17 protein-coding genes are annotated in these 17,633 nt (G+C 65.7%); 12 read left to right on the top strand and 5 right to left on the bottom strand.

Annotation, left to right across the window (positions count from 1 at the left end; all coding sequences use genetic code 11):
- Positions 1 to 21 precede the first annotated feature (21 nt).
- The 12 genes from JQ603_RS07685 to JQ603_RS07630 all read left to right on the top strand — a co-directional run bounded on the left by JQ603_RS07685 (position 22) and on the right by JQ603_RS07630 (position 13,270).
- Positions 22 to 261, top strand: coding sequence for a hypothetical protein (locus JQ603_RS07685; protein ID WP_212337836.1), 240 nt, complete (start codon positions 22 to 24; stop codon positions 259 to 261).
- Positions 262 to 290: 29 nt separating this feature from the next.
- Complete coding sequence (locus JQ603_RS07680) at positions 291 to 1,412, top strand: AI-2E family transporter (RefSeq protein ID WP_212337834.1); 1,122 nt, start codon at positions 291 to 293, stop codon at positions 1,410 to 1,412.
- Positions 1,413 to 1,418: 6 nt separating this feature from the next.
- Positions 1,419 to 2,018, top strand: coding sequence for a hypothetical protein (locus JQ603_RS07675; protein WP_212337832.1), 600 nt, complete (start codon positions 1,419 to 1,421; stop codon positions 2,016 to 2,018).
- The gene (locus tag JQ603_RS07670; protein WP_212337831.1) at positions 2,019 to 2,504 is read left to right on the top strand and encodes a DUF992 domain-containing protein; all 486 of its coding nucleotides are present in this window, start codon (positions 2,019 to 2,021) and stop codon (positions 2,502 to 2,504) included.
- A 40-nt stretch (positions 2,505 to 2,544) separates the two neighbouring features.
- A complete protein-coding gene (locus JQ603_RS07665; RefSeq protein WP_212337830.1) occupies positions 2,545 to 3,615 on the top strand; it encodes an HlyD family secretion protein in 1,071 nt (356 codons plus the stop codon).
- A complete protein-coding gene (rbbA, locus tag JQ603_RS07660) occupies positions 3,612 to 6,389 on the top strand; it encodes a ribosome-associated ATPase/putative transporter RbbA (RefSeq protein WP_212337829.1) in 2,778 nt (925 codons plus the stop codon). The genes JQ603_RS07665 and rbbA overlap by 4 nt, the downstream gene beginning before the upstream one ends.
- Positions 6,390 to 7,502, top strand: a complete 1,113-nt coding sequence (locus JQ603_RS07655) for an ABC transporter permease (RefSeq protein ID WP_212337828.1) — start codon at positions 6,390 to 6,392, stop codon at positions 7,500 to 7,502. It begins immediately after the preceding gene.
- 160 nt (positions 7,503 to 7,662) lie between these two features.
- On the top strand, positions 7,663 to 8,241 hold the full coding sequence (locus JQ603_RS07650; RefSeq protein WP_212337827.1) for an HdeD family acid-resistance protein: 579 nt from the start codon (positions 7,663 to 7,665) through the stop codon (positions 8,239 to 8,241).
- The gene (locus tag JQ603_RS07645; protein ID WP_212337826.1) at positions 8,238 to 8,558 is read left to right on the top strand and encodes a twin-arginine translocation signal domain-containing protein; all 321 of its coding nucleotides are present in this window, start codon (positions 8,238 to 8,240) and stop codon (positions 8,556 to 8,558) included. The genes JQ603_RS07650 and JQ603_RS07645 overlap by 4 nt, the downstream gene beginning before the upstream one ends.
- Before the next feature lie 39 nt (positions 8,559 to 8,597).
- On the top strand, positions 8,598 to 8,840 hold the full coding sequence (locus JQ603_RS07640) for a hypothetical protein (RefSeq protein WP_271585116.1): 243 nt from the start codon (positions 8,598 to 8,600) through the stop codon (positions 8,838 to 8,840).
- A 39-nt stretch (positions 8,841 to 8,879) separates the two neighbouring features.
- The gene (locus tag JQ603_RS07635; RefSeq protein ID WP_212337823.1) at positions 8,880 to 10,121 is read left to right on the top strand and encodes an efflux RND transporter periplasmic adaptor subunit; all 1,242 of its coding nucleotides are present in this window, start codon (positions 8,880 to 8,882) and stop codon (positions 10,119 to 10,121) included.
- A complete protein-coding gene (locus tag JQ603_RS07630; RefSeq protein WP_212337821.1) occupies positions 10,118 to 13,270 on the top strand; it encodes an efflux RND transporter permease subunit in 3,153 nt (1,050 codons plus the stop codon). The genes JQ603_RS07635 and JQ603_RS07630 overlap by 4 nt, the downstream gene beginning before the upstream one ends.
- 39 nt (positions 13,271 to 13,309) lie before the next feature.
- Here JQ603_RS07630 and JQ603_RS07625 read toward each other — a convergent pair whose 3' ends face one another.
- The 5 genes from JQ603_RS07625 to JQ603_RS07605 are packed head-to-tail and all read right to left on the bottom strand — an operon-like array spanning position 13,310 to position 17,632.
- Positions 13,310 to 14,248: an SMP-30/gluconolactonase/LRE family protein gene (locus JQ603_RS07625; protein WP_212337819.1), complete on the bottom strand. Its 939-nt coding sequence runs from the start codon at positions 14,246 to 14,248 to the stop codon at positions 13,310 to 13,312.
- A 17-nt stretch (positions 14,249 to 14,265) separates the two neighbouring features.
- Positions 14,266 to 15,003: an ABC transporter ATP-binding protein gene (locus JQ603_RS07620; protein WP_212337817.1), complete on the bottom strand. Its 738-nt coding sequence runs from the start codon at positions 15,001 to 15,003 to the stop codon at positions 14,266 to 14,268.
- On the bottom strand, positions 14,996 to 15,778 hold the full coding sequence (locus JQ603_RS07615; protein ID WP_212337816.1) for an ABC transporter ATP-binding protein: 783 nt from the start codon (positions 15,776 to 15,778) through the stop codon (positions 14,996 to 14,998). The genes JQ603_RS07620 and JQ603_RS07615 overlap by 8 nt, the downstream gene beginning before the upstream one ends.
- Positions 15,775 to 16,749: a branched-chain amino acid ABC transporter permease gene (locus JQ603_RS07610; protein WP_349630703.1), complete on the bottom strand. Its 975-nt coding sequence runs from the start codon at positions 16,747 to 16,749 to the stop codon at positions 15,775 to 15,777. The genes JQ603_RS07615 and JQ603_RS07610 overlap by 4 nt, the downstream gene beginning before the upstream one ends.
- Positions 16,742 to 17,632, bottom strand: a complete 891-nt coding sequence (locus JQ603_RS07605; protein ID WP_271585121.1) for a branched-chain amino acid ABC transporter permease — start codon at positions 17,630 to 17,632, stop codon at positions 16,742 to 16,744. The genes JQ603_RS07610 and JQ603_RS07605 overlap by 8 nt, the downstream gene beginning before the upstream one ends.
- Position 17,633: the final 1 nt, after the last annotated feature.

Genomic DNA, 17,633 nt, shown 5'->3' with positions numbered 1-17,633 from the left:
GCTGACCGCATGGAGGCGAGTATGAACATCTGGACCGTGTATCGCTCCTTGATCCTGGGCGCGGTGGTGGCCGTCGCCGCACCGTCGGCCATGTCCATGGCTCAGCCGAAGGATGGCACCGTGGCCGCACCGAAGCAGACCGGCGCGGCCACGCCAGGCGATGCAAGGCCCAACACCAATACGAATCCGGTCAAGCACCGCTACTGGCGTCATCGCGGCGGCAAGCATCCGCATTACGGCAGCCGCCGCGTTCGCACCTGAGACACGGCCACATGACGGCGGACCGATCAATGAGCGATTCCAGGATCGGACCAGAGCGGGTCCGCGGGGTCGTTCTGCACGAAAACCCCGTCGACGAATCCGGGCAAGCCGGACGGCCGAGCCTCCTCGCAATCGGCCTCACCTTGCTCGCCGTAGCCGTTGCCCTGTTCCTGGTGTGGCAGACGGTGTCCAGCCTCCTCATCGTCTTCGCGGGGGTGCTGTTCGCAGCCTTTCTGGATGCCGCAGCGCGGGCTCTGGCGCCGGTCCTTCCGCTCAGCCGCATCTGGCGTCTGACATTCGTTCTCATGCTGCTCTCGGCCTTGTCGGGCTTTGGACTGGTTTGGGGCGCCGGCAAGCTGCCGGAACAGACGCGCCTGCTGCTGAAGGTCATGGATGCGCAGGTCGATATCCTGCAAGAGCACCTGTTGTCCTATGGCGTGGACCTGCTCGGCCCGGAATGGGGGCGCGACTTCGCCCAATGGCTGTTCGCCGATCAGGGCCGGTTTCTCAGCCACGCGCAATTCCTGCTGGGGGGTGCCTCGAGCCTTCTGACCGGCGTGCTCGTCGTCGTGTTCCTGGGGATTCTCTTTGCCTTCGATCCCACCAGCCACCGCGAGAGCCTGGTCGTGCTGGTCAGGCCATCCTACCGCGCCCGCATGCGCGCCGTGATGGACGAGATCGGCAACGTCATGCGGCTGTGGTTCGTCGGCCAGTTGATCCGCATCATCCTGATGACGCTCTGCGTCTGGCCGGCGCTCTATCTCATCGGACTGCCGGGGCCGTTCCTGCTGGGACTGCAGGCGGGCCTGTCGAATTTCATCCCCTATCTCGGGCCGATCGTCGCCGCGATCCCGATCGCGCTCGTGGCGATGCCTCTCGGCGCCTCGCTGCTGATCTGGGCCGTCGTCGTCTACACCATCATCCAGTCGATTGAAGGCTATGTGATCGGCCCGCTGATCCAGCGCCGGGCGGTCGAGACACCGCCGGCCTGGACGCTGGTTGCAATCGTCCTGCTCGGCGCCCTGTTTGGCGTCATGGGCATCGCGCTGGCGATGCCGCTCGTCGCCGTCGGACGGGTCGCGATCATCCGGTTCTACGTCGAGGACTATCTCGGCGACGGTCGCGAGCCGGCAACGGAAAATCGTGGGTGACCCGCCATGAGCGAAATCGATGCACAGCAACACGATGCTCCCGAGCCTACTCTGACGCGCGCAGGGGCCGGCCATTTTCTCTGGCAGCAGCTTCCGTATGCCGTCGCGCTGCTGCTCGCCATCGCAGGCGTCGCCTATACGAACGTCTCGCACCAGCCTCTGGTCGGCTATTGGGAGTTCCTGGCGCTTGCCATCGGCGTGGTCTGCGTCATTACCAAATGGCCGGAGACCGAAGGCAGGGAGAGGCAGATCCGCCTGGTGTGGACCCAGGCACTGCACTGGATCGCAGTTCTGGTCACGATGAACATCATGCTGGTCTCCGGGGTACAGCAGATGCTTCCGACGCCGGCGACCGGTCTCGTGCTGCTGATGCTGCTTGCGCTCGGCACGTTCCTTGCGGGCGTCAGCCTGCTGTCGTTGCAGATCGCCTTTCTCGGCCTTGCGATGGGCGCGGCCGTGCCGGCGATATCCTGGCTGAAGCAGTCCATCTTCTTCTTCCTGCTCGGCGCCGTGCTGCTGATCGGCCTCGCGATCTCGTTCTGGCTGCGCCAGGACGGCCGCCCCGCGGGCGGCACGACCGGAGCCCAACACCAGACGGAGGCTTGAATGCGAACATTGCGATGTCTTGCGGCCATCTGCGCGGTGACCGTTCTTTGCACCACCACCACGTCCGCGCGCGCCGAGAGATTCAGGATTGGCAGGCTGCTGTGCTTCTCCGAACCTCGCGTCGGGCTGGTGCTGGGGTCGACACAGGCAATGCGCTGCGTGTTCAACGGACTGCGCCCGCCCCGGCAGTACGTCTACGAGGGACGGATCAGACGCGTCGGCCTTGACCTCGGCGTGACCAGTGCCGGCACGCTGTCCTGGGCGGTCTTCGCCCGGAATTCGCGGATTGGCCCCGGCACGCTCCGCGGCAGCTATGTCGGCGCGAGCGGCAATTTTGCCTTGGGTCCCGGCCTCGGCGCCAACGTCCTGATCGGCGGCTCGCGGAGGAGCGTGATGCTGCAGCCGATCTCGATCGAACGTTCGATCGGGCTCAATCTCGCGGCTGGCGTGACCCATCTGACATTGGGACCGCGAGGCCCGCAATAGTTCGTATCCGCCTGGTGGTTCGATGAAAACGACCTGGACCATGACACGTAATCGAAAACGCTGGCTGATTGCCTTCCTCGTCGCTGCTGTCTGCGCAGGTGGATACTTCGCCTGGCAGACACTTGGGAGCGACAGCCTTCCGAGCGGGTTTGCCAGTGGCAACGGGCGCATCGAGGCCGTCGAGATCGACATCGCCACCAAGACGCCCGGGCGCATCCGCGACATCCTGGTGCGGGAAGGCGATCTGGTCTCGGCGGGACAGGCGCTCGCACAGATGGACACCGTGCAGCTCGAAGCGCAGTACCGCCAGGCCGAAGCCCAATTGCGGCGCGCCACGATCGGCATCGAGACCGCCAGGAGCCTCGTGACCCAGCGTCAGGCCGAGAAGAAGGCCGCAACGGCCGTCGTCGACCAGCGCGGTGCAGAGCTGGACGCCGCCGATCGAAAGCTGCAGCGCTCCGAGCAATTGATCAGAACCAACGCCGTGCCCCAGCAGGTGCTCGACGACGACCGCGCGGCCGCCAACGGCGCCCGCGCAGCGGTCGCGGCCGCAGAGGCCCAGCTCGCCGCCTCGGGCGCCGCAATCAGTGCGGCCGAGGCGCAGGTCGTCGATGCGGAGGCTGCGGTCGAGGCGGCGAAGGCGGCCATCGAGAGCATCAAGGCCGACCTCAACGATTCGACACTTCGCGCGCCGCGCGACGGGCGCGTCCAGTTTCGCGTCGCCCAGCCGGGCGAGGTTCTCAGCGCCGGCGGACGCGTGCTCAATCTCGTCGATCTCGGCGATGTCTTCATGACCTTCTTCCTGCCGACGGCGCAGGCCGGCCGCGTCGCGATCGGCTCGGAGGTTCGCCTCGTCCTCGATGCCGCGCCGCAATGGGTCATCCCGGCCACGGCGACGTTCGTTGCCAGCGTTGCCCAATTCACGCCCAAGACGGTCGAGACCGAGGAGGAGCGGCAGAAGCTGATGTTCCGCGTCAGGGCGCACATTTCGCCGGAGCTGCTGCGGCGAAACATCGAGCAGGTCAAGACCGGCCTGCCCGGCCGCGCCTTTGTCCGCCTCGATCCCAACGCCGCATGGCCGGCACAGCTGACGGAACGCCTGGTCAAATGAATGACGCGTCGCCCGAATCTCGATCCTTCGTCGCGCCGGTGATACGCCTCGAGGCGGTCAGCCTGCGCTACGGGGCGATCCGCGCGCTCGATCGCATCGCCCTCGAGATTCCCGCGGCACGCATGGTGGGTCTGATCGGACCCGACGGCGTCGGCAAATCCAGCCTGCTGTCGCTTGTTGCCGGCGCTCGCGCCATCCAGGATGGCCGCGTTCAAGTGCTCGGCGGAGACATGGCCGACGCCGCCCACCGGCGGCGGACCTGCCCGCAGATCGCCTACATGCCGCAGGGCCTCGGCAAGAATCTCTACCCGACGCTCTCCGTATTCGAGAATGTCGATTTCTTCGGCCGCCTGTTCGGTCATGACAGGCGCGAGCGCGAGGAGAGAATTCGGCAGCTCCTGGGCAACACCGGCCTTGCGCCCTTCGCTGACCGGCCCGCGGGCAAGCTGTCCGGCGGCATGAAGCAGAAGCTCGGGCTCTGCTGCGCCTTGATCCATGATCCCGACCTGCTGATCCTCGACGAGCCGACCACCGGCGTCGACCCGCTCTCGCGCCGCCAGTTCTGGGAGCTGATCGACGAGATCCGGAAGGATCGCCCCGGCATGAGTGTCGTCGTCGCGACCGCTTACATGGAGGAAGCGGCGCGGTTCGACTGGCTGGTTGCGATGAATGACGGGCATGTGCTCGCCACCGGGACGCCGGCCGAGTTGCTGCGACAGACCGGCACCGACAATCTCGATGCCGCCTTCATCGCCCTGCTGCCCGAAGAGCAGCGCCGGGACCACAGGGAGGTGGTGATCCCGCCTCGCGCGAACGATCGCGACGACGACATCGCGATCGAGGCCGAGCATCTCACCGTCCGATTCGGCGACTTCACCGCGGTCGACAATGTCAGCTTCCGCATCCCCCGCGGCGAGATCTTCGGCTTCCTCGGCTCCAACGGTTGCGGCAAGACCACGACGATGAAGGTCCTGACCGGACTCTTGCCGGCCAGCGAGGGCGATGCCCGGCTGCTCGGGCGCGAGGTCGATCCCAAGGACATGGATGTGCGGCATCGCGTCGGCTACATGTCGCAGGCGTTCTCGCTCTATTCCGAGCTGACGGTCCGCCAAAATCTCGAGCTGCACGCGCGCCTGTTCCGGCTCGCACCTGATACGATCGACGATCGGGTCCGCGACATGGCCGGACGTTTCGATCTCACCAGGGTGATCGACGCCCTGCCCGACGCCCTGCCGCTCGGCGTCCGTCAGCGCCTGTCGCTGGCGGTCGCGATGATACATGCGCCCGATATCCTGATCCTCGACGAGCCGACGTCGGGCGTCGATCCCGTGGCACGCGACGGCTTCTGGCAGATCCTGTCCGACCTGTCGCGGCAGGACAGCGTCACGATCTTTGTTTCTACCCATTTCATGAACGAGGCCGAGCGCTGCGACCGCATCTCGCTGATGCATGCCGGCAAGGTCATGATCAGCGACACACCGGAACAGATCGCGGCACGGCGCGGCAATGGAAGCCTCGAGGAGGCTTTCGTCGCCTACCTCAAGGACGCGATCGCCGCGACGGAGACGACCGCGGCCGCTCCCGCGCCGCACATGGCAACCACCGGTACAGCGGAGACGCACGGCGCGCCACATGGCGCGTTGAGCTTCTTCGATCCGCGCCGCATGTTCGCCTATACGCAACGCGAAGCGCTCGAGCTCAAGCGCGATCCGATCCGCGCCACCCTCGCGATCCTCGGCAGCCTCATCCTGATGTTCGTGATGGGCTATGGCATCAACATGGACGTCGAAGACCTCTCCTTCGCCGCCATGGACCGCGACGACACAACTGTCAGCCGGGACTATATCCTCCAGATCGCCGGCTCGCGCTATTTCACCGAGCTTGCGCCGATCACCGACTATGACGATCTCGACCGCCGCATGCGCAACGGCGAGCTCAGTCTCGCCATCGAAATTCCTCCGGGCTTCGGCCGCGACGTCGCGCGCGGCAGCAATGTTCAGATCGGCGCATGGGTCGACGGCGCAATGCCGTCACGTGCCGAGACGGTGCGCAGCTACGTGCAGGCGATGCACGCGACCTGGCTGGCGCAGCGCGCCCGGCAACTCTATGGCAATGCCGCCACGACCGGCGACTTCCAGCTCGAGGTCCGCTTCCTCTACAACCCCGACATCCGGAGCATCGTCGCGATGGCGCCGGCCGTGATCCCGATTCTGCTGCTGATCATTCCGGCGATCCTGGCGACGCTGAGCGTCGTGCGCGAGAAGGAGCTCGGATCAATCATCAATTTCTACGTCACGCCGGTGACGCGGATCGAGTTCCTGGTCGGCAAGCAGCTTCCCTACGTCGCGCTCGCCATGCTGAACTTCTTCCTGCTGACCGCCTTTGCAGTCTTCGTATTCCGCGTCCCCTTCACGGGCAGCTTCGTCGCGTTCACGTCGGCCGCGCTCCTGTACGTCATCATCACCACCGCGATGGGTCTTGTGATCTCGTCCTTCATGACGAGCCAGATCGCTGCGATCTTCGCGACCGCGCTGCTCACCATGATTCCGGCCACGCAATATTCGGGACTCGTCGATCCCGTATCCTCGCTCCAGGGCGCGGGCGCGATCATCGGGCGGATCTATCCGGCCGCGCACTTCGTCACCATCACGCGCGGCACGTTCTCCAAGGGGCTCGACTTCGGCGATCTCTCCGGGCCGTTCCTGGCGCTTCTCGTCACCATCCCGGTGCTGCTCGCCCTCGGCGTCGCGCTCCTCAAGAAGCAGGCGACCTAGATGCGCAGCGGCAATATCGTTCAGCTCGGCATCAAGGAATTGCGCGGCCTCGTGCGCAATCCCATGATGCTCGCACTGATCATCTATGCCTTTACCGTCTCGATCTACACCGCCTCCAGGGCCCAGCCGGAGACGCTCAACGAGGCGGCACTGGCCATCGTCGACGAGGACAAATCGCCCGCCGCCACGCGCATCATCACGGCGTTCAGCCCGCCCTATTTCGCGGTTCCGCGGCTGATATCGCAGTCGGACATGATGAGCCGCATGGATGCGGGCCTCGACACCTTCGCGCTCAACATCCCGCCCAACTTCCAGCGCGACCTGCTTGCGCGGAGATCGCCGGCCATCCAGCTCAATGTCGATGCGACCCGGATGTCGCAGGCCTTCACCGGAAGCGGCTATATCCAGTCCATCGTCAGCGACGAGGTCAGCGAGTTCCTATCCCGCTATCGTTCGGCTGCACCCTTGCCGATCGATCTGGCGCTGCGCGCACGCTTCAATCCCGAACTCAACAAGAGCTGGTTCGGAGCCATCAACAACATCATCTCCTCCGTCACGATGCTGTCGATCATCCTGACCGGGGCGGCCCTGATCCGGGAACGCGAGCACGGCACGATCGAGCATCTGCTGGTCATGCCGGTGACGCCGTTCGAGGTGATGGCGAGCAAGATCTGGTCGATGGGCCTGGTCGTCCTCGTCGCGGCCAGCATGTCGCTCATCTTCGTCGTGCAGGGACTGCTGGCCGTCCGGATCGGCGGCTCGGTCCCGCTCTTTCTGTGCGGCACAGCGCTCTATCTCTTTGCCACCACCAGCATGGGCATTTTTCTGGCCACCTCCGCCGGCACGATGCCGCAGTTCGGTCTGCTCTTGATGCTGGTGCTGATGCCGCTGCAGATGCTGTCGGGCGCCACGACACCGAGGGAGAGCATGCCCGAGCTGATCCAGAACATCATGCTCGCCGCGCCGAACACCCATTTCGTGATCATGGCCCAGGCCATCCTGTTTCGCGGCGCCGGGCTCACCGTCGTGTGGCCGCAGCTGACGGCATTGCTGGTGATCGGCGGACTGTTGTTCTTCCTGTCTCTGCGTCGCTTCCGGCAATTCCTCAGATGAGGTCCTCGGGGACCAGCTCGCGTTAAAACGGGCACAGAACCCAAGGGGGATGCGAACATTCCCGCCCGGTGGCTCAGGGTTTCGTCTGATGTCGGCGCCGCGGGTTCGCCGCTACGATTCACCGTCTGTCGATGGAACCATCGTTGTCCGGGAGGATCGCATGACAGCCTATGACAGCCGGTCCGGCATCGAAGCGCTGGGCCCTCCGCCACTCTGGGTCTGTGCTCTCCTCGGCGCCGTCCTGATTGCCGCCGGCCTCTTCGCCTTGGGCGATCTCGCGTTCGCGACCATCATCAGCGTCAAGTTCATCGGACTGACCGCGATCGCCGCCGGCGGGTTCGAGATCGCGCATGCGTTCTGGACCAAGGAATGGGGCGGCTTCCTGTGGCGGATCGTTCTCGGCGCGCTCTACCTCGTCTTTGGCCTGCTGCTGCTCACCCAGCCCGACTCGGGCGCGCTGATCCTGACCTATTTCCTCGGCGCGGTGCTGTTCGCGTCCGGCGTCATTCGGTGCGTGCTGAGTTTTGCCTACTGGCATCAGAACGGCTGGATGATGCTGATCTCCGGCATCTTTGCCGTCATCGCCGGCGTGCTCATCCTGTTCGGCTTCCCCGACATCAGCGTCTGGGCGCTTGGCTTCCTGCTCGGTATCGACCTGATCTCGCATGGCCTCGCCTGGCTGCTCTATGCGTTGCAATCGCTGCGGACGGCCGAATCACAAAGGAGAGAAGCACAATGAATGCTCCCAACCGCCGCGCCTTCCTCGGTCTTGCAACGAATGCCATTGCCGCGGCCGCAATCGGCACCGTCGGCGTTCGCCTCATCGGTGTCGCGGAGGCGATGCCGATCGACCCCGATCCCGGACGGGCCGGCGAGTCAGCGCTCCCTGTCATGCCGGCGCAGTGGGGACCGGGACCCAGTCCGGGCTGGGGCGGCCCGGGCTGGGGCGCGCCGCCACCGCGTCCCGGTTGGCGTCCCCCACCGCCGCGTCGTCGCCGCCGCTGGGTGTGCTGGTGGCATCGGGGCCGTCGTCATTGCGGATGGCGCTGGCGCTAGGACGCTTGTCGGGCCCTTGGCAGGGTGATGGAGGAAATCGTGCGCAACAATTACCAATGGATCCTCGCCGCCGTGCTGGCCGCGCTTCTCGTTGCGGCGACCTGGTTTTGCGTGTCGGTCTGGCGCTCGACGCCGGCGATGCCGGTCTACGGCAATATCATCCTTGCCGGGGCCGCGGTCCTCTTCCTGGTGTCGGGCTGCGGCCTGATCGCACTGATGTTCTACAGCCATCGCAAGGGCTACGACGAACCCGCGCGGAGCGACAGGGCCGCGCGGGAGTGACCCAGTCCGCTGTTCTGAACCCGGAGCAAGGAGCGGACGATGAACCATGCGGACGTCCCGATCCGATTGCTGGCGGCAGGTCTCATGATCGGGCTGACCGGCGGGGCCGCCCGGACGCAACCTGCCGCCTCCGCGCCTTCAGTCGGGATCGTCGAAGCAACACGGCGGCCGATCACCGAGAGCAGCGAGTTTCTCGGCCGCATCGAGGCAATCAACCGGGTCAACGTTGCCGCCCGCGTCACCGCCTTTCTGGAACAGCGGCTCTTCAACGAGGGCGCCGAGATCAAGAAAGGTGACCAGCTCTATCGCCTCGAGCGCGGTCCATTCGAAGCCGATCTTGCGGCCAAGAAGGCGCAGGTGGCGCAGCTGGAGGCAACGCTGGAGAATGCAAGGCTGACGACGGAGCGCGCACGCACCCTGCTCGGCGGACCGGCCGGGCAGCAGTCGACCTACGACGCTGCGATTGCAAACCAGCGCAGCCTGGAAGCCCAGGTGCAGGCCGCGCAGGCGCAGGTCCAGGCCTCGCAAATCAACCTCGACTACACCGTGATCAGCGCGCCGATCGACGGCAAGATCGGACGCACGGCGGTGACGGAAGGCAACATCGTGAGCCCCTCTTCCGGCGTGCTGACCACCATCGTCAGCCAGGATCCGATGTACGTCACGTTTCCCGTGCCGCTGCGCCAGGGGCTCGAACTGCGCGAGCGATATGGTCCGCAAGGCGGACTCGAGGCGGTGGTGATCCGGTTGCGGCTGCCCGACGGGCGCATGTACGGCCAGTCCGGCAAGCTGAACTTCGTCGACAACAGCATCGCGCAAAACACCGACACGATCACGGTGCGGGGCGAGATCGCCAATCCGATCCTGCGTGCCCCCTCCGCGGCAGGCGTCATCGCCCACGAGCTGACCGACGGCGAGTTCGTGACCGTCGTGCTCGAAGGCGTCCAGCCGATCGAGGTGCTGGCGATCCCGCGCTCGGCGGTGCTGTCCGACCAGCGGGGCGACTACGTCCTCGTGGTGGGCACGGACAACAAGGCCGAGCAGCGACGCATTCAGCTCGGACAATCGACACCGACGATCGCCGCGGTCATCAATGGGCTTGCGGCCGGCGACAAGGTGATCGCCGAAGGCCTGCAACGGGTTCGTGCCGGCCAGACCGTCACCCCGGATCCGGCAAGCGCACTCATTCTGTCGAGCATGAAGGGCGCAGCGAGCGGGCTGGCGCCACCGGCCGACCGCAGCACCCCTCCCCCGACACGCCCGGCGGACGGCAGCCCATGATATCGGACGTCTTCGTCGACCGCCCGCGGCTATCGATGGTGATCGCTTTCATCATCACCATCGCCGGCGCGCTGGCGCTCACGCAGATTCCGGTGGCGCAGTTTCCGGATATCGTGCCGCCTCAGGTCACCGTGGCCGCGACCTTCCCCGGCGCCTCGGCCGAAGTGGTGGAGAGCAGCGTCGCCCAGCCGCTGGAGGCTCAGGTCATCGGCGTCGACCGCGCGCTGTACATGAAATCGACCAGCGGCAATGACGGCAGCTACACGCTGACGGTGTCGTTCGCGCTCGGCACCAATCCCGACATCAACACCGTCAACGTCAACAATCGCGTGCAGAGCGCGCTGTCGCAATTGCCCACGGAGGTGCAGCAGCAGGGCGTGACGGTGCAGAAGCGATCCTCCTCGATCCTGCAGTTTCTGGTGCTGTACAGTGCCGATGGCCGGCAGGATCCGCTCTTCATCACCAACTACGCCATCATCAACGTGCTCGACGCCATCGCCAGCACACCCGGGGTCGGCCAGGCCAATCTGTTCGCCAAGATGAACTATTCGATGCGGATCTGGTTCGATACGCAGCGGCTCACCAGCCTCGGCCTGACCCCGGCGGACGTGATCGCCGCAATCCGCGCGCAGAGCGTCCAGGCTCCCGTCGGCCGTATCGGGGCGCGGCCGATCAGCAACGATCAGCAGTTCCAGTTCAACGTGCAGACACTGGGCCGGCTCGCCACCGTCGATCAATTCGCCAACATCGTGCTGCGCGCCAATCCGGACGGATCATCGCTGCTCGTGAAGGACGTCGCCCGCGTCGAGATGGGCGCGCAAAATCTCGACAGCGAAGCGCGGATCGACGGGCGCGCCGCCGTCCCGATCGCGATCTATCTCGCGCCGGGCGCCAATGCGGTGACCACCGCGCGCGCGGTGGCGGAGACGATGCAGCGACTGTCCGCCCGGTTTCCTCCAGGCCTCAGCTATCTCGTGCAATACGATTCCACGACGTTCGTCCGCGACACCATTGCGGAGGTGTTGCGGACGCTGGGCGAGGCGTTCGTCCTGGTGGTGGTCGTGGTCTATCTGTTCCTCGGAAACCTCAGAGCCACGGCGATTCCGGCCGTCGCCGTACCGGTCAGCCTGGTGGGCACCTTCGCCGTCCTGCTGACCTTCGGCTATTCGGCCAACACGGTATCCCTGCTCGCCATGGTGCTCGCCATCGGCATCGTCGTCGACGACGCCATCGTCGTGGTGGAGAATGTCGAGCGCGTCATGGCGGAGGAGCCCGACCTGTCGCCGGCGGAGGCCAGCAAGAAGGCCATGAGGCAGATCACCGCGCCGATCATCGCCATTACCCTGGTGCTGCTCTCGGTGTTCGTCCCGATCGCATTCATTCCCGGCATCTCGGGCACGCTGTTCCGTCAGTTCGCGGTGACCATCAGCGCCGCCATGATGATCTCGGCATTGAACGCGCTCACGCTCTCCCCGGCGCTGTGCGCCCTGCTGCTGCGCCACGGCGGCCCGCGCCGGGGTCTCATCGGCCGCGTGCTCGGCGGGATCGACTGGGTGCGCGATCGCTACAGCGGCGGCGTCCGCCACCTGGTGCGCATGGCCTCGTTGTCACTCCTGCTCGTGGCGGTCTTTGCCGGCGGCATCTTCGGCCTGTCGCTGGTCACGCCGACGGGCTTCCTGCCGGAGGAAGACCAGGGAGCCTTCTTCACCTCTGTGCAGTTGCCCGATGGCGCATCGGTGGCACGGACCAGCGTGGTCACCCGGCAAGTCGAGGACATCCTGAAACAGATACCGGCCGTCGACCACGTCCTGGCAGTGATCGGCTTCTCGCTGCTCGACGGCGCCTCCGAGCCGAACAGCGCGCTCGTGGTGGCGCGGCTGAAACCCTTCGCCGACAGAAAGGCGGCCGCGGATTCGGCGCAGGCGCTGATTGCCAGGATGTTTGCAGCCGGCGCTCAGATTCGAGAGGCCAACGTGCTGCCGTTCAACCTGCCGCCGATCATCGGGCTCTCGACCGGAGGCGGATTCGAATATCAGCTGCAGGCGCTGGAGGGGCAGACTCCAGCAGCGATCTCCAGCGTCACGAACGCACTGATCGGCGCCGCCAATGCCGATCCGCGGCTTGCGCGCGTGTTCTCGACATTCACCGCGACCAACCCGTCGCTCTATCTCGATATCGACCGCCGCAAGGCCCAGGCGCTGGGCGTCACCATCAGTGACATCTTCACCGCGCTGCAAGCCACGCTTGGCGGCATCTACGTCAACAATTTCAATCTGTTCGGCCGGACCTGGCAGGTCAATCTTCAAGGCGAGGCGTTCGACCGCGCCGACACCTCGGACATCTGGCGGATCTATGTGCGCAACAGCACCGGCGAGATGGTACCGCTCCGATCACTGGCGGCGCTGAAGATCGTCACCGGGCCGCAGGTCATCACCCGCTACAACAACTACCGCTCGGTGACCGTCAACGGCAGCCCGGCGCCGAACATCTCCTCGGGCACCGCGATGGCTGCCATGACTGAGATCTCCGATGCCGTGCTGCCGTCCGGTTACACTTTTGCATGGACCGGCACCGCCTATCAGGAGCAACAGGCCGCCGGCCAGACCGGCATCGTGCTGATGCTGGCCGTCCTGTTCGCGTATTTGTTCCTGGTCGCGCTCTATGAGAGCACGGTGGTCCCCATCCCCGTGCTGCTCTCCGTCGTCGTCGGCGTGCTCGGATCCTATCTCGGCATCAAGGTCGCGGGGCTCAACCTCGATCTCTATGGCCAGATCGGCCTGGTGGTCCTGATCGCCCTCGCCGCCAAGAACGGCATCCTGATCGTCGAATTCGCGAAGGAGCAGCGCGAGGCGGGAATGGCGCTCGATGAGGCCGCCGTCCAGGGCGCCCATATGCGCTTTCGCGCCGTCATGATGACCTCGGCGGCCTTCATCCTCGGCCTGCTGCCGCTCGTCATCGCAACGGGCGCTGCCGCGCTCAGCCGTCGCGCGGTGGGCACGGCGGTGTTTGCCGGCATGCTGGCCGCAAGCTCGATCGGGATATTTTTGGTGCCGATGCTCTATGTGGTCTTTCAGCGCGTCCGCGAGCGCGCGAAGGCGGCTTTCAAATCAAGCCATCGGCCGAGTTCGTCCGATCGCAATGCAGTCTAGACAGGCTTCGGCGATGCCCATGTCAGCGAGGGGCGGCAATCACCCGCGTGCGGTCAGGGGATCGTTGAGGACGAGACCGGCCCGAGGCCAATCGACGGCAATCAGCCGCCCGGTGCCGGAGAGTGTGATGAAGGCGGTGCGCATATCCGGGCCGCCGAAGCAGATGTTGGTGCAGTAGACCTCATCCGCTTCGTGGAATTCGATCAACCGACCGTCCGGCGAAAACACGCTGACACCGCCACGCACCAGCGTTGCGACGCAGATGTTGCCGCCCTCCTCCACCGCGAGCGAATCGAACCGCTGGTAACCCGGCAGTCCGTGCAGCAGACGGCCGCCGTTGGGCGATGGCCACGGCTCCTTGGCAACCTCGCCTTCGCCGGTGATGGGATAGCTCCAGATCCGGCTAGTCTCGGTCTCCGAAACGTAGAGCGTGCGCCCGTCCGGCGAGAGCCCGACACCGTTCGGCGTCATGATCGGAAAGATCGCCTCCTTGATCATGGAGCCGTCGGTGCGCGCATAATAGACCGCGCCGCGATCCATCAGCCGGCCATAGGTCTTGCCGAGATCGGTGAACCAGAAGCCGCCCTTGTCGTCAAAGACGATGTCGTTCGGCCCCTTCAGATTGACGCCGTTGCAACTGTCGTAAAGAGTCTTGACGACGCCGGTAGCAAGGTCGACCTGCTCGATACGGCCTGTCGTGTAATCTTCGGCGCGGCCGGTCGGGCGAGCAAAATTGCGACTGTCCCTGTGCCAGGAGAAGCCGCCATTGTTGCAGACATAGCATTTGCCGTCCGGGCCGATGGCCGCGCCGTTCGGACCACCGCCGAGATGCGCGATCACCTCTTTCCGGCCCGAAGGAAGCACGCGCGTTAGCCGGCCGCCCTCGATCTCGACAACGATGACGCTGCCATCGGCGAGCGCGACCGGCCCTTCCGGAAAGGCAAGTCCGCTCGCAATCTCTCTGCCTTCGAGACGCATCCCCTCACTCCATATCCTTAGGCCGGCGCCGGCTGGCCCGCGCCGAGATAGGCTTCCACGGCCTCGGCCCGGCTCGCCGGCGTGGCGAGGTCTGCCGCGCTGCGATGACCGACGATGGCACCGTTGCGCACGAAATAGAGCTCGTCGGCCACCTTCATCGTCATGCGGAAATTCTGCTCGACCAGCATGATGGCAAGGCCGGTGTCCTGCTTGATGGTCACGAGGCGTTCGAACACGCGCCGGATCAGCAGTGGCGCCAGTCCCAGCGACGGCTCGTCGAGCAGGAGCAGCCGCGGCGCGCTCATCAGGCCGCGCCCGATCGCGAGCATCTGCTGCTCGCCGCCACTCAGCATCCAGGCCGGCGACTTCAGGCGGTTCGCGATCTCGGGAAACAGCTCCAGCATGAGATCGCGCCGCTGTCGCTGCACCCGCGCATCGAGGAAGAAGCCGCCGAGCAGGAGATTTTCGGCGACCGTGAGCGAGCCGACGATCTGGCGTCCTTCGGGGACATAGACGATGCCGCGCCTGACGCGCTGCCGGGCGGCGAGCGCAGCGATGTCCTCGCCGGCAAAACGCATCTCGCCCTCTGCCGGCACGAGGCCCGCGATGGCCTTGAGCACCGACGACTTTCCGGCGCCGTTGGCACCCAACAGCGCCACCACGCCTCTTTCCGGCACGGCCAGATCGACATTTTCGACGACGCGCGCCCTGCCATAGCTGACCGCGAGACCACGCGCCGAGAACAGCTCAGTCATCGGCGTCGTCTCCGAGGTAGACGCGGATCACATCAGGATGCGCGCGGATTTCCGCCGGCGTGCCGTTCGCGATCATCCTGCCGAAATTGAGCACATAGATGTGCTCGCAAAGCTCCATGATCAGGTCCATGTCGTGCTCGACGACGAGGAGCACCAGGTCGGGCCGCATCAGCCGCTTCAAGGCGCGCATCAGGTCACGCGTCTCGACGGCGTTCAGTCCCGCGGCCGGCTCGTCGAGCAGGATCGCCCTGGGCTCGCTGGCAATGGCGCGCGCGATCTCGGCGAGACGCAGCGTTCCCGGCGGCAGATCAGACGGTTTGTGATGGGCGGCCGAAGCAATGCCGAGCTCATTCAGCGCCGCTATGGCACGGCGCTCGGTGTCCTCTTGCTCGGCCCGTTGAGCCGGCGTCGGCACGAAGGCGCTGAACCAGCCGGACCGACGCTTCAGGGTGAGACCGACCAGGACGTTTTCGAGCAGCGACAGCTCCGGGCACATAGCCAGATTCTGGAAGCTGCGGGTGATGCCGCACGCGGCGCGCTGCGCCGGACCCATGCCGTCCAGCGGCGTACCACCAAAACTGCTGTGCCCGCGCTGGCCGTGATAGAGCCCGGTGAGGCAGTTGAACAGGCTGGTCTTGCCCGCACCATTCGGCCCGATCAACCCGGTGATGACACCGGGCTTCAGCGTCAGCGAGACATCGCTGAGAACCTGAAGCCCGCCGAAACCAAGCGAGATGCCTTCCGCGACGAGCCCGCTGCCGGTAGCGGTCATCATCGTCCCCTCCAGCGCGGCAGGAAGCGGCGCAAGTCACCGGCATTCGCTGCCAGTGTGACGACGACCAGCGCCACGCCGTAAAGGATCGGAACCCAGTCGCCGGCCTTCGCGAGATAGGTCGGCACCAGCGTGATGAAGGCGCCGCCGACCAGCGCCGCCGGCAGTGACAGCCTGTTCAGGCTGACGACCGAGCCGACCAGCAGGAAGACGCCGCTGAAGAAGGTAAAGCTGTTCGGCGAAACGGTCGACGATGCAAAGCCCGTCATGGCACCTGCCAGCGAGGCCAGCGCGGCGCTCAACGTGAAAATCGAGACGCGCGCCCAGCTCCGCGTGATCCCCATCGCCTCGGCCGCGCGCGGCTGGGCCTGCGCCATCAGCAGCGCCAGGCCCTGCGCCGACTTGCGGAAATGCGCCAGCGCCAGACAGACGACGACCAGAACCACGAGCGCCACATAGTAGCGCTGCAACGCCTTCGAGACGCCGGGAATCAGGTCCTGCGCGATGTAGAGACCTTCGAAGCCGCCGGTGAACTTCTCGAAGCCGATCAGGATCTCCGGCAGTGCGAGCGCCAACGCCATGGTGGCCACCGCAAGATAGATCCCGGACAGCCGGCGCGAGGGGAATGCAAAGACGAAGCCGCTACCTGCGCCGAGCAGGACCGCCAGCGGGAGGCTCACGGCGATCGACAGGCCGAGGCGGTGCTCGACGATCGCGACCGCGTAGGCGCCGAGCGCCACGAAGAAACTGTGCCCGATCGACACCTCGCCGCCATAACGCACCAGCATGCTGACGGAGAGAACGGCCAGCGCGTTCGCAAAGCACAGCGACAGGCTGTAGAGCAGAAAGCCGCCGGCAAGGAGCGGCAGCAGCGCCAGCGCCGCGACCAAGGCGAGCACCGACAGCCGCACCGCATCGACATTGCCGTTGCGCGCCGACACGCCGGCCTTGGTCCCGTGAGCAAGTTCAGACACGGCCACCGATCGCCCTTTCCAAAAGTCCGTTAGGGAAGAAGTTGAGCGTCAGCAGGATCACGCCGAGCAGGAACGTGTTCATGAATTCCGGCGAGACGTAGAACGAGAACAGGTTCATCGCGATGCCGACCAGGATGCCGCCGACGGCGGCACCCGGCAGGCTCGAGAAGCCACCGACCACGGCCGCGGTAAAGGCCTGCAGCATGAAGGACGGCACCGTCGTCGAGCTCAGGAAGGTCGTCGGCACGATCAGCAGTGCTGCGACAAGACCGAGGACAGCGCCCGCGAGCCAGGAGAACAAGTGGACCGAGCGGAGGTTCAACCCGCAGACCTCGCAGGCGAACGGGTTGGTCGACACCGCGCGGAACGCGACGCCGAGCTTGGTCCGCTCGATGATCACGAACAAGCCGGCAACGATCGCGATGGTGACCGCGAGAACGGCGAGATCATAGGACGAGATACGGACCGCGCCGAGGCTGAAGCCGAAGCGCGGTACCGGGAGGTCGAGATTGACGATATCGGCGCCGAACACGAGCTGCACGGCGCCCTGCAGGACCAGCCCGACGCCGAGCGTTGCGATAGTCGACGCAAGATCGGACTTGAAGACGATCGGCGCGATCAGGGCATAGCTTGCGACCGCAACCGCGCAGGCAATGCCGAGCGCCAGCGCCACCGCGCTGCCCCAGGACAGGCTCAGCAGGCTACCGCTGGAGAAGCCGTAAACCACGAAGGCGCCGAGACAGGCGAGATTGCCGTGCGAAAAATTCACGACGCGCGAGCTCTTGAACACCATAACGAGACCGAGCGCGCCGACGCCGTAAAGGCAGCCGGAGATGATGCCGGACCAGAGCAGCGGCAGGATGTCTCTGATGAATCCGGCCACG

This window comes from Bradyrhizobium liaoningense, assembly GCF_018130825.1.
Classification (GTDB): Bacteria; Pseudomonadota; Alphaproteobacteria; order Rhizobiales; family Xanthobacteraceae; genus Bradyrhizobium; species Bradyrhizobium liaoningense_B.
Note: the sequence above shows the minus strand (reverse complement) of the source record. Positions and strands in the feature narration are given on the sequence as shown.